The organism is Virgibacillus sp. LDC-1, from assembly GCF_030137545.1.
GTDB lineage: Bacteria > Bacillota > Bacilli > Bacillales > Amphibacillaceae > LDC-1.
Genome location: NZ_JARUVL010000002.1, coordinates 208505 through 220775, shown reverse-complemented (window position 1 = coordinate 220775; position 12271 = coordinate 208505). Strand labels below are relative to the sequence as shown.

Sequence of the window (12271 nt, the reverse complement as noted above, 5' to 3'; positions counted from 1 at the left end):
ATAGTCTCTTTATTACTAGTTATTTTTCTTCTTTATCTGCTGCTTTAGGCTCTTCTACGTTAAAAAGATCCTTGAATTCATCAATTTTAATATCGATTTTTGCATTTTTAATAATTTTATCGATTTTTGCCTGTTGTTCTTGAGGCGTTACTTTTTTATTGCGTAAGTCATTACGAATGGCTTCTTTATTATCATCAAAAGAACCAATATCTTCTTCTTTCTTACGCTTGTCCTCTAGCTTGATAATGTGATAGCCAAACTGTGATTTTACGAGGTCACTAACTTCGCCAACCTTCATGCTATAAGCAGCGTCCTCAAATTCGGGTACCATTTTTCCAGCAGAGAAATAGCCTAGATCTCCACCTTGTTCAGCGGAAGAATCCGTTGAATATTCTTTCGCTAGCTTAGCAAAGTCGCCACCTTCATCTAATTTCTTTTTAACTTCTTTTGCTGTTTTTTCATCGTCAACTAAAATATGGCTTGCCTTTAGCTCCGTTTTCATTCGATCGTATTGCTGCTTTAATTCTTCATCTTTTAATTTTACATCCTCGTAAACTGCTTTTTCGTATAGAAGTGAGTTTTTAACGAGACCGCGGAAAGTTTCTTCATCACCATATCCTTGCTGCTGCAACCACATTTCAAACTGGTCGCCTAGTTGATCCTTTGTTTTCTTTACTTCGGCATCAATTTCTTTTTTGTCGACTTCAAACTTATCTTCAAGAACTTTTACAAGTACCATTTCCTGTAAAACGCTCTCGCCATAACGGTCTTTTAATTCATTGTAATATTCATCTTTTGTAATATTTCCGGCTTTTGATTCAACCACTACATCTGTGTCATCTGAATTACATGCAGATAATGCTAATACGCCGGCAGTTAGTGTTACAGCAAGTACTAATTTTTTCATCTTAACACTCCTAAATAGTTTATTGCCAAGAATTTTCGCTAAGGACAAATATACCACAATTCGAAGCTAAAAAAAACTCTCCGCCTTAAAAACTTTGCGATTGCTACAAATGCTAAAGGTCGCTTATATAAAAACAAAGCTATGTGAAGCTTTTATAGTTGCCCTTACACCATTGCATTTAACACTTCAACATAAGAAGTAACTAATAAAATAAAAATTAGTATATTGATTGTTCGAAAGACTTTTTCTTGTTTGCTTTGATTCATTTCCATTTTAATACAAAATCTATGTGTCAGTGAATTAAAAATTAACAGAATAAAGAGTGCGTAAATAAGAAAAAAAATACTCATACAAAACCTCCTTGCACGATAACTCAAAAAGCCATATTTATTAATGTATCAAATTATGACCAAACTGAACAGAGAAGAATGTCCTTTTTAGGATGGAATTATGATTTTATCTTGAAATGAAGCTTTTGTAAAAAAAATTCTCCTACTAAAAATGAGTGGGGTTGAAAGAAATCCCCACCGTTTAAAGTTTCGCTTTATATAGGGAAAGTTTCAGTGAGAAAATATTTATACCGATGTTTGAAAATACTTTTCTAGTCGCTCCATAAATGCTTTTGCTGCATTACTTAAATATTTATCCCGTCGATAAATTATTTCTAGATCTCGAATTGGTGCATCCTTTAATGGAATAGCCTGAATGCCTAAAGATTCGAAGCGCTCAATTAGTCGACTTGGTTGGATCGTTGCCCCTACACCTTCTTGCACTAGCTGAAATAGGGAGGTTGCTGATCCGGTTTCCATGATGGTATGGATGGTTAGGTTCTGATTTTCACACCAATCATCAATCATATCGCGACCGTAAAAGCCTTTTGGATACAATACAAGTGGCAGCTTCTTTAATTCTTTTGGAGTAATCACATTTCGCGCTGTTAATGGATGTTTATTATGAACATAAAGGCTATAAGATTCTGTGTAAAAAGAAGTACATTGAATACGTTTATCAGGCTTTGTAGCTAAGCCAACACCAAAATCAACTTCGTTTTCTAATACCATATTTAATATTTCTACAGATGGGATGACTTGCACCTTTGTTCGTGGAAATTCTTTATGAAAATCGATTAATAGTTTGGATAAGCGGTAATCTAAATCAGAAGGTAAGACAGCAATACGTAAATGTCCGGTATTTAATTGGGTAAGATCGGCAATGGCTTCTTTTGCATTGTCGAGCTTTTGAACTACTTCGTGTGCGTAATGCTCTAGTATCGTCCCTGCTTCTGTTTTAACGGTTTTTTTTCCAATTCTATCAAAGAGTGGGGTTCCTAATTCATCTTCTAATACACGTATTTGCTGGCTCAACGTTGGCTGAGATATCCCTAGTTTAAATGCAGCTTCAGAAAAATGAAGCTCTTTACATAAAGTTAAAAAGTATTGAAGCTGTCGGATTTCCATGTGATCTACTCCTTAATGATAGTTTTTATCTATTGTTATCATAGAAAATATAGTATTGAACTATTATAGCATTCGGATTACACTTAAATCAAGGAGTAACAAGGAAGGAGAGAGTGTACGTGAATTATTTTTATTTTGTACTCGTGTTATTTTTTATTTCTATAAATTTGCGACCAGCTATAACTTCTGTTGGTCCGTTACTTGATATTATTAAAGTGGATTTAGGCATGTCAGGGGTTGCCGTTAGTTTATTAACGACACTTCCCGTATTTGTAATGGGGTTGTTTGCATTAATCGCCGTTAAGCTTGGCAAACGATTAGGAACGGAACGAGCATTGTTTGTCGCGATGATATTTATCTTTGTTTCTACTTTTTTGCGTGCTTTTACAGCGAATGGAGGTATACTAATAGCCACTTCATTTGTCGCTGGTATTGGGATTGCGATTGCAGGTCCGCTAGTTTCCGGATTCATTAAGAAATATTTTCCCGGAAATAGTACAGTTACGGGTATTTATTCTGTTTCTATTGTCATTGGAGCGTCTATTGGCTCAAGCTTTACCGCTCCGCTTTTTGAACGGATTGATCATTCGTGGCAAGCGGCATTAAGCTTTTGGAGTATACTCGGACTGATTGCAACACTTTTACTTATTCCTATATTGAAAAAGCGCGCACAGGATACAACAGTTGCTTCTACGACTGTTCCACCAATGAAAAAACCGAATAAACATGTATATTTATCGATGTTTTTCTTTGGATGTATGGCTGCAATTTTCTTTTCGATTACTGCTTGGTTGGCACCAATAATCAAGGCAATGGGTTATAGCCATACCTTTTCAGGTTGGGTGCTTACCTTGTTTGCAATTATTCAGGTTCCGGTAAGCTTTATTATTCCAACAATCGTAAGTAAACGAGGAAATCGAAAAAAATGGTTGCTTTTTTGTGGCTTTTCAGAATTAATCGGGGTTGTTTTGCTACTACTTCATTTTTCTCCGTGGGTTGCCACAGTGTTTATTGGAGTAGGTGCCGGTGGACTGTTTCCACTTGCGCTCCTTATCCCAATTGAAGAATCAAAGTCGGTAGAAGAAGCAACCTCATGGTCAGCAATGATGCAATTTGGTGGCTTCATGATTGGCGCACTCGGACCAGTGTTTATCGGGTTTACAGTGGATCATTTTCATCCATATAAAGGACCATTATTTGTGTTATTATTGCTCATCATTGCTATGCTCGTGATTGTATCCATGATTCCAGGCAATAAGAAAGAACAGGAAAAAATAGAACATTGCTTTTCAAGACAAGCCCATGCTTAAAAATTACGGTACAAATGAAACAATAAAAATACGGACCCTAAAAAGGTGTCCGTATTTTTGATTTTTATTTATTTTTAATCCAGTGCTTCCCCTTCTAATAGATTCGTTAATCGAGTTCATATGAAGGAGAGGGAGTATGTGGACTATTATTTGCTTCCAGTAATATATCAAATCCATCGTTTCCACTTTCAATAAATGACTTTTTAGGAGCTCTAATAATATGACTTACATAGAGAAAGTCAACAAAAGAAATACCGATATTAGTACATGTGAAAAGTAAAATGTATGCGTAATAGTTTGGAAATATATAGCTTGCAAAAATACCAGGCATCGTTATAAAAAAAGTGGGTGCCAAAGCAACAATCAAGGATACTTTCTTTGTTAAGTGTGAATCAGTATAATAAGTAAATATAGGAAAAAGCTTGCTTCTTGTTTTGTATTTTAATCTTGCGCGTTTGTTTATTGCAAGAATCGGTATTACATGCATAAAGGAATGAAGCGATGGTAGCATAACCAATGCAACCATAAAAGCAAACATACCAGACTCTTTTGCATGATGACCATCATGAGCAATGGATGCTGGAACATATAAGAGGATAAATGCAATAAGCCCGATTAAAAATGACATAAAATAAAGTCGCTTCATACCAAATTCTTTATTAAAATTGATTGATTTCCAGCAATTCATACTAGGTCACCCCTTATTTTTAATGGATGGAAATACTTAACGATAATAGTATGTTTAAGCATAAAAATCAATACCTTTTTTATAGTTTTTTTCCGTTGATAAATCGCGTCGTTGTTTTCTTTTTTTAGCTACATGTAAAAAAACGGCTGTTTGCCTAGAAAAGACGCGGATATGCGGATGTTTTTGATAGTCAAAAATTTGACAAAAAATAGGTTTTTTAAAAGCGGAATTCTTCACATTATCGTATGAAACAAAAGAAGCATTGGGAGGGCTATTAATGGAGGAAGATAATAAAGAAATAACTACCGCTTTTCAATTGCAGTTAATTTCCCAAATAATCGACATAAATAAATATCCTTTTACGAAAATGATTATTGATATGAATATAACAAAAGAAGCGTATGATGATGTTTTTCTATTGTTAGAGAAGCTAAATCAGCAGTTTGAAATACAGAAAGAGGAAGGGTTGTTAGATTACACCTCACTGCTTATTCACTTTGCGGGAATGTTACAGCCGCCGTTTGAACCAACAGCAACGATTTATGCTTTAAAGAAAGAAGGTTACTTCCCACAATTAATGACTACTTTTATACATATATTAGAGTCAGAGTCTGAATGAAGCTTTTCCAGAAGATGGGTATATGAAGAATGAAACTGGACAAAAGTATTTTGTGCATAGTAAAATCCGAACGATTCACTCGAATCAGTTCGGATTATTTGTATCAAAAACAGCCTTTATCATCGCTTCGTCAAAATACTCCCTATCACCACAGGCACAAGCGCGACTTCTGCTCAAAATAACTTTCGTAATGTCTTCTTTTCCGCAGCACGGCCTCAGCCAACTTGGTAAAGAAAAAGCCTTTACCAAGTGGATCTTTCGACGTACAGGAAGTACTAGTGCAGACGTTGCTACAGGATGTAGCGGTTTTAGTCTGCGTTCCCCTGTTGCTGTTCCCGCAGGAGTCTCTGTATTTTGACTACACTTAGATTACCTTCGTATCTTATTGTTCGTCTTTTAAGTAACTTGTTTTAGAATTGTCTCAGCCTCATTTTTTATTTCGAAAAAACGCTACAACCTCTTCATGAAAGACTAAAATGCTAGATAACTGTTCTTCTAGTTTTTTTAGTTCTCGGTCATTCGGCGTCTCATCTAGTTGTTTTATCGCTTCATTTTCTATTTCTTTTATTGTATCTCGTTGATGGGCTGCGGCATCTATCCATTTATTCATATAGGAGGTAGTAAATAGCTTAAACAGCTGTCTATTTGCCTGATATAAATCCTTGCGAACGCCTTTTTTCCAGACTCTTGTAACAAGGTTTAGCTCAGACAAGCTTCGTATGTTTGTACTCATTGCCGTTTTGCTTTTACCAAGTGCTTCACTCATTTCGTCAAGTGTCATTGGTTTTTCTGCTAAATATAAATGTGCAAATAGCCGTGCCTCTAATGGATTTAAATCAAACATTTCGATTGTCTTCGAAAACTCGATCATAATTCGACGTATGATTGCTTCCTTGTTGTCAGCCATAAAATCCTCCTAAAACATTGCTATATAAAGGTTACACTAAATTGAAATTAATTGGAAACATACATTTACTATGTATTTTAAAGTAAATGAGAGTATTTAAAAGAAAAGCACTGTTTAAGTTCGTACAGAATAAACTGTACAAAAAATACAAACAAAATTAACGAAATATAAAGTTTGTGTTGTGTGTGGGAAACCATATATAGTTATAGAGGTAAGCTAACCGACGTTCGACCAAAAATCTATCAAACTTTTATCCTAGTAAAGAGGAATTATATTTCTGTTGAACGAAGATCGGAAATTACAACGATAATAATTATTAGAAGAATATGAGTAAGGAGTGAAAACGTGCCGATTATAGAAGCGAAAAACTTATCGAAGGTTTTTGGGAAAAATCCGAAGCAAGCATTAAAGCTGCTTGATCAGGGTTTATCCAAAAATGAAATATTAAAACAAACCGGAAACACGGTTGGTGTCAATCGTGCCTCTTTTTCTGTTGAAGCAGGAGAAATATTTGTTATTATGGGGCTTTCTGGAAGTGGGAAATCCACGTTGGTACGATTGCTGAATCGTTTAATTGAGCCAACAGAGGGAAGCATTCTTATTGATGGTGAAGACTTATCAAATATGGATAAGAAAGATTTGCGCAATGTTCGCCGTAAAAAAATGAGCATGGTGTTTCAACGCTTTGCATTATTCCCACATCGTTCGATTCTAGAGAATGCAGAATTTGGACTTGAGATTCAAAATGTGCCGAAGGAAGAAAGACAAGAAAAGGCAACAGAAGCATTGCAAATGGTTGGACTTGGGGGATATCTTGAGCAAAAGCCGGATCAGCTATCTGGTGGTATGCAACAGCGTGTTGGTCTCGCTCGTGCATTAGCAAATGATCCCGAAGTATTGTTAATGGATGAAGCATTTTCAGCATTAGATCCACTAATACGGAAGGAAATGCAGGATGAACTGATTGATTTGCAAGCAACGATGAAGAAAACGATTATTTTTATTACACATGATTTAGACGAAGCATTGCGTCTTGGAGATCGTATTGCATTAATGAAGGATGGCTCGATCGTGCAAATTGGAACACCAGAAGAAATTCTCGTGAACCCTGCAAATGACTATGTAGAAAAATTTGTAGAGGATGTAGATCGATCTAAGATTTTAACAGCATCCCATATTATGAAGCGTCCAGAAACAATTAATATTGAAAGACATGGTCCTAGAGTTGCTTTAGAAAGAATGCGCGAAGAAGGGATTTCTAGCATTCTTGTAGTCGATAGTAAACGTAATTTAAAAGGATATGTTACGGCAGATGATGCATCATCTGCAAAAAAAGAAGATACACGTGATTTACATGCTATATTACGAACAGATATTAAGCGTGTTGAAAAAGATACATCTATGAATGAAATCTTCAATATTATTAATGGTTCACCGATTCCGGTAGCTGTTGTAGAAGATGAAAAACTGGCGGGAATTATTGTCCGTGGGGCGGTAATTGCTGCACTTGCCGGAGATAGTGAGGTGAATTTGGACAATGCTTGATAAATTACTTGATTTTATTCCCGAAATACCAATAGCAGATTGGACAAAAGAATTTACAAAAGATATTACCGATACATTTGCATTTTTATTCGAACCAATTAAGGAACACTTTGGAAACTTCATGGAGTTTGTATCAGACAATTTGATGCTTGTGCCACCACTGATCATTATGCTTGTCGTTGCATTAATTGCATTTTTTATAACAGGAAAAAAACTTGGATTAGCAGTATTTTCCTTTGTTGGACTATGGCTTGTATACAATCAAGGACTTTGGGAGCACTTAATGGATACCTTCACGCTCGTATTGCTTGCAAGTTTACTTTCTGTCATTATCGGTGTTCCAGTAGGGATACTAATGTCGAAAAGTAGAATTGCAGAAGCGATTATAAAGCCAATACTTGATTTTATGCAGACGATGCCTGCATTTGTCTATTTGATTCCAGCAGTAGCATTTTTCGGGATTGGCATGGTTCCAGGTGTATTCGCTTCACTTATTTTTGCAACACCACCAACAGTTCGTTTTACGAATTTAGGAATCCGCCAAGTATCAAAAGAATTAGTAGAAGCATCCGAAGCATTTGGTAGCACAGGTATGCAAAAATTATTTAAAGTAGAGCTTCCAATGGCGAAATCAACGATAATGGCTGGAATTAACCAAACCGTTATGCTTGCACTATCAATGGTAGTTATTGCATCAATGATTGGAGCTCCAGGACTAGGCCGTGAAGTATTATCTGCTTTACAACGTGCAGAGGTTGGTACTGGATTTGTAGCAGGAATTGGAATTGTTATTTTAGCGATTATTATTGATCGCTTTACACAAAGTGCAAATGAAAAGAAAGACGAATAATTGTTGGTATCTTTTCATAAGAAAAGTTTCCATATAAATAAAAAAATTTAAAGGGGAGTTATTTTACATGATGTTTAAACAGAATTGGAAACGTCTCGGAATTGCTTTGGGACTTTCGTTAACATTAGTTGCTGCAGGTTGTGGATCGGATGATTCAAAAGAAGGTTCGTCTGACAATAGCGGTGACGTAAATTATGGCGAAGAAATGAACTATTCTATTACAGGTATTGAAGCAGGTGCTGGTGTATTTAAAGCGGCTGAGAACGCAACAGAAGAATATGATAACCTTAAAGGCTGGGAAGTTCAAGCATCCTCAAGTGGTGCGATGGCAACAGCATTAGGTGAAGCTATTTCGAAGGAAGAACCAATTGTTGTTACTGGTTGGACACCACATTGGAAATTCGCAAAATATGATCTTAAATATCTAGAAGATCCTAAGGGTGTATTTGGAGAAGCCGAAACAATCAATACGATGGTTCGTGAAGGATTTGAAAAAGACATGCCAAATGCCTATAAGCTGCTTGACCAATTTAATTGGACAACAGAAGACATGGAAACGGTTATGCTTGAAATTCAAGATGGAGCTAAGCCTGCAGAAGCAGCAGCAGCTTGGGTAAAGGATAATGCCGATAAAGTTGCAGAATGGACTGAGGGCGTAGAAGAAGTAGATGGTAAAGAAATTGAGCTTGTATATGTTGAGTGGGATTCTGAAATCTCTTCTACTCATGTTGTAGGGAAGGTGTTAGAAGATCTCGGTTATAACGTTACATTAACTCCACTAGATAATGCGATTATGTGGCAGGCGGTAGCTAATAGCGAGGCAGATGGTATGGTAGCTGCCTGGCTTCCAGCTACACATGGTGACCTATATGAAGAATATAAGGATCAGCTTGTTAACCTTGGAGAAAATCTAGAAGGTGCAAAGATTGGACTTGTTGTTCCTTCCTATATGGATATTGATTCTATAGAGGATTTGGAACCAGCGAAGTAAAGTTATATGAAAAGGCTGGTAATCTTCGGATGCTAGCCTTTTCTTTCATTCATTTATAAAAAGGAGCGATGTTAAACACTATGATTGCTAAAAAGAGGTTACGCGCGATATTTTACTTATTACTTGGGATCGTTTTCACGCTAATGATTACTGGGTGCGGCTCAGAAGACGAAGCGGGATCGAATGAAGAACAAAGCATTAGTGATGCAGTGGATTACACCATTACAGGAATTGAACCAGGGGCAGGGATTACAGCTACAACAGAAACAGCGATTAAGGAATATGATGCATTAAAAGGGTGGACATTAGAGCAGTCCTCAACAGCGGCCATGGCAGCTGAATTAGATAAGGCAATTGCTAAAGAGGAGCCAATTATCATCACTGGCTGGAATCCACATTGGACATTTGCAAAATATCCCGATATGAAATATCTTGAGGATCCAAAGGAAATTTATGGTGGCGAGGAAATAATTGCATCTCTCGCAAGAAAAGGTTTAAAGGAAGATAAACCGAACGCTTATAAGCTCATCGATCAATTTCATTGGGATGTAGAAGACATGGAAAGTATCATGTATGAATCAAAGGATACAGGGGATGACATTGCTGAAGTAGCAAAGCGTTGGGTAGCCGACAATCCTGAAAAAGTAGCAGCCTGGGTAGAAGGTGTAGAGGACGTTGATGGTGTTAAGGTAACGCTTGTGTCTACCCCTTGGGATTCTGAACGATCATCTTCTAATGTGCTAAAACATGTGATGGAGCAAAAAGGTTTTGAAGTAGAAATTACCCCAGTTGATGTAGCGGTTGTCTTTGAATCAATTGCAAATGGAGACGGAGATGCAACATTGGCAGCCTGGCTTCCTGTTACACATAAGAAATTTTATGATCAGTATCAAGATAAATTTGATGACCTAGGTGAGAATCTGAAGGGTGCTAAAATCGGATTAGTTGTTCCAGCTTACATGGATATTGATTCCATCGAAGATTTAGAGGCTAAAAAATAAGCGGATTGAAGCTAGTTGATCTACAGATTTACTAATAATTTTCCGAATAAAATCTTTATTCCAAGAAAAAAAGCAGACATGAATTGTCTGCTTTTTTTCTTCTATTTAGATTTCACTTTTTCTTCTAAATCTTTTAAGCTGGATTCAATTTGCTCCAGATATTCATGGATTTTTGCTTGGTGCGGCTCCACAGAAGCCTTCCATTCTTCAACAGAAGTTTTCATTTCCTTTGTTAAATCTTTAATTAGTGCTGCACCTTCTTTAGAGGTTTCCGTGATTTGTTTTTTTAAACGTAGTCCATCTCGTTTTAAGTTATCGAGTAGTTCCATTAAATCCTGTCCTTGCTGCTTTACATTGTGTCGTAATTCTCTTCCGGATGTAGGTGTACTCAAAAGAGTCGCCGTCGCACTAACTGCGCCTCCAACAAAGAATCCTAGCAATAATGATTTTCCTTTAGACATAAAACCGCTCCTTTCCCGTTCTTTTATCTTTACCTTTATTTCCTGGTCTATGAAACCTGTTTTAAAAAAAACGTTAGAAATTAAGGGGCGCATATAGATGTATGCTTTTAATATTTTTAAATTATAAGTATGCGCACAGGCTCTACTTCCATTATATATTGTTTGGAGAAAAAAATCCCCGGACAAATAGTTCTGCCAGAGGATATGTGAAATATTTAAATGGATTTAGGATGTCGTGATCGGCTGTGTTCTTTTTAGAATACTAGTAACAATTGGATAAATGACAATCATAACAAGCGTATTTACCAATGCAGCTGGTAGAACAATCCCGATAAAGAGGGCAAGAAACCCGCCTTCCATTAATCCAACAATATACAGTGCGACACTTAAGAATACAGTCCCACTTATAATCGTTCCGATGGCAGTTAGTATTGGAACACTAATATTTTCATTGAATCGTTTGCCGAAAATTAAATAAACTGCTAAAAATAAGAATGCTGTAACAGGCTTATCAATGACATTTGCTATTTGTCCACCTGGTACGCTAGTTGTTAATGCTGACATGATTCCAGTAACGGTTGCAAGCAGAATAACATATTTCGGTTTCGGGAATAGAATAATCCCTAAAAACATCATTGAAAGGAGCATATCCGGCTTCATCCCAAATAAAATAGGTGGTACGACAGCATGTAATACGGCTCCAATCCCTACAAGCAACGATAAAATCACCAATACTCTAGTCTTCATTTCTCCTCATCTCTCCTCAGCTATTCTAAATTTGCTCTCCAGAAGTGGAAAGCTTCGTTCCCAACTGTACACTCATTGTCAGCTGCGGAACTTATGTAATATTATAGCAAATAACCCGGTAAATAAAAAGTATTAATTTTCTGATACTGATATTACGTTCACTTTATTTATTCACCATGTAATTTAGTGGTTGCATGTATGTTTATTTACCGATAGATATACCGCTTCAGGTACTTAATCTTGTATTTGGAGATGGATATCGTTGGCAATTTGCTGTAAATCTTCGCTGGAATAATCGCTTTGATGGACAGTCCAATTTGCAGAATAACCATCTCCTTCTCCATAACGAGGGATGAGGTGCAAATGTAAGTGGAAAACCGATTGGTCGGCAGGCTTTTCATTGTTGTTTAGTAAATTCATGCCGATTGGCTGATAAGCTTTTTTAATCGCATTGGCGATTTTTGGTACGCGTGTAAATAGCTCCCGAGCAATTTCTTCGGAAGTTTCATAAATATTTTTGACATGTGTTTTTGGAATAACGAGTGTATGTCCCTTTGTTACTTGGCTAATGTCTAGAAACGCATACACAAATTCATCTTCATACACTTTAGCAGATGGAATATCACCTTGAATAATTTTACAAAAAATACAATCATCATGCGCCATATTACTCGCTCCTTTTTTATTTGTTTCTTCTATTGTAATGAGATTAGCATCATGATGTAAAGGATAGTGTTAATACTTTCCAAGATAAAAGATTTTTACAGAGCAACAGACTGGCCCAAAAG

The 12271-nt window shown here is 36.5% G+C and carries 15 protein-coding genes; 7 read left to right on the top strand and 8 right to left on the bottom strand.

Annotated features, from left to right (window positions below; genetic code table 11):
• Window positions 1-19: 19 nt before the first annotated feature.
• From QBK89_RS02870 to QBK89_RS02860, 3 genes are all read right to left on the bottom strand, one after another.
• Window positions 20-907 (bottom strand): peptidylprolyl isomerase, encoded by an 888-nt coding sequence (locus QBK89_RS02870; protein ID WP_284139501.1) that lies wholly within the window; start codon window positions 905-907, stop codon window positions 20-22.
• 164 nt (window positions 908-1071) lie between these two features.
• Window positions 1072-1257 (bottom strand): hypothetical protein, encoded by a 186-nt coding sequence (locus tag QBK89_RS02865; RefSeq protein ID WP_284139500.1) that lies wholly within the window; start codon window positions 1255-1257, stop codon window positions 1072-1074.
• Between the two features lie 225 nt (window positions 1258-1482).
• Window positions 1483-2364 carry a LysR family transcriptional regulator gene (locus tag QBK89_RS02860; protein ID WP_284139499.1) on the bottom strand — a complete coding sequence of 294 codons (882 nt, stop codon included), beginning with the start codon at window positions 2362-2364 and terminating at the stop codon, window positions 1483-1485.
• 119 nt (window positions 2365-2483) lie between these two features.
• On the opposite strand from QBK89_RS02860, the gene QBK89_RS02855 reads away from it, so the two are divergent.
• The gene (locus QBK89_RS02855; protein ID WP_284139498.1) at window positions 2484-3674 is read left to right on the top strand and encodes an MFS transporter; all 1191 of its coding nucleotides are present in this window, start codon (window positions 2484-2486) and stop codon (window positions 3672-3674) included.
• A gap of 106 nt (window positions 3675-3780) precedes the next feature.
• Here the strand turns inward: QBK89_RS02855 and QBK89_RS02850 are convergent, their stop codons facing one another.
• Window positions 3781-4362, bottom strand: a complete 582-nt coding sequence (locus QBK89_RS02850) for a DUF3267 domain-containing protein (RefSeq protein ID WP_284139497.1) — start codon at window positions 4360-4362, stop codon at window positions 3781-3783.
• Window positions 4363-4639: 277 nt separating this feature from the next.
• On the opposite strand from QBK89_RS02850, the gene QBK89_RS02845 reads away from it, so the two are divergent.
• Both QBK89_RS02845 and QBK89_RS02840 read left to right on the top strand, forming a co-directional pair.
• Entirely contained in the window at window positions 4640-4981 is a 342-nt protein-coding gene (locus QBK89_RS02845) for a DUF1878 family protein (protein WP_284139496.1), read from the top strand.
• 22 nt (window positions 4982-5003) lie between these two features.
• Window positions 5004-5339, top strand: a complete 336-nt coding sequence (locus QBK89_RS02840) for a hypothetical protein (RefSeq protein WP_284139495.1) — start codon at window positions 5004-5006, stop codon at window positions 5337-5339.
• Between the two features lie 69 nt (window positions 5340-5408).
• Here QBK89_RS02840 and QBK89_RS02835 read toward each other — a convergent pair whose 3' ends face one another.
• Window positions 5409-5888, bottom strand: coding sequence for a GbsR/MarR family transcriptional regulator (locus tag QBK89_RS02835; RefSeq protein WP_284139494.1), 480 nt, complete (start codon window positions 5886-5888; stop codon window positions 5409-5411).
• A 345-nt stretch (window positions 5889-6233) separates the two neighbouring features.
• Here QBK89_RS02835 and QBK89_RS02830 point away from each other — a divergent pair, with 345 nt between their 5' ends.
• The 4 genes from QBK89_RS02830 to QBK89_RS02815 all read left to right on the top strand — a co-directional run bounded on the left by QBK89_RS02830 (window position 6234) and on the right by QBK89_RS02815 (window position 10275).
• Window positions 6234-7433, top strand: a complete 1200-nt coding sequence (locus QBK89_RS02830; protein ID WP_284139493.1) for a quaternary amine ABC transporter ATP-binding protein — start codon at window positions 6234-6236, stop codon at window positions 7431-7433.
• Entirely contained in the window at window positions 7426-8283 is an 858-nt protein-coding gene (locus QBK89_RS02825) for an ABC transporter permease (protein ID WP_284139492.1), read from the top strand. The genes QBK89_RS02830 and QBK89_RS02825 overlap by 8 nt, the downstream gene beginning before the upstream one ends.
• Before the next feature lie 70 nt (window positions 8284-8353).
• Window positions 8354-9274, top strand: coding sequence for a glycine betaine ABC transporter substrate-binding protein (locus tag QBK89_RS02820; protein WP_284139645.1), 921 nt, complete (start codon window positions 8354-8356; stop codon window positions 9272-9274).
• Window positions 9275-9342: 68 nt separating this feature from the next.
• Window positions 9343-10275, top strand: a complete 933-nt coding sequence (locus QBK89_RS02815) for a glycine betaine ABC transporter substrate-binding protein (protein WP_284139491.1) — start codon at window positions 9343-9345, stop codon at window positions 10273-10275.
• A gap of 101 nt (window positions 10276-10376) precedes the next feature.
• On the opposite strand, the gene QBK89_RS02810 is transcribed toward QBK89_RS02815, so the two are convergent.
• The 3 genes from QBK89_RS02810 to QBK89_RS02800 form a co-directional block, all read right to left on the bottom strand.
• Window positions 10377-10736, bottom strand: coding sequence for a YtxH domain-containing protein (locus QBK89_RS02810; protein WP_284139490.1), 360 nt, complete (start codon window positions 10734-10736; stop codon window positions 10377-10379).
• 225 nt (window positions 10737-10961) lie between these two features.
• Window positions 10962-11483 (bottom strand): tryptophan transporter, encoded by a 522-nt coding sequence (locus tag QBK89_RS02805; RefSeq protein WP_284139489.1) that lies wholly within the window; start codon window positions 11481-11483, stop codon window positions 10962-10964.
• Between the two features lie 234 nt (window positions 11484-11717).
• Window positions 11718-12149, bottom strand: a complete 432-nt coding sequence (locus QBK89_RS02800) for an HIT family protein (protein ID WP_284139488.1) — start codon at window positions 12147-12149, stop codon at window positions 11718-11720.
• Window positions 12150-12271: the final 122 nt, after the last annotated feature.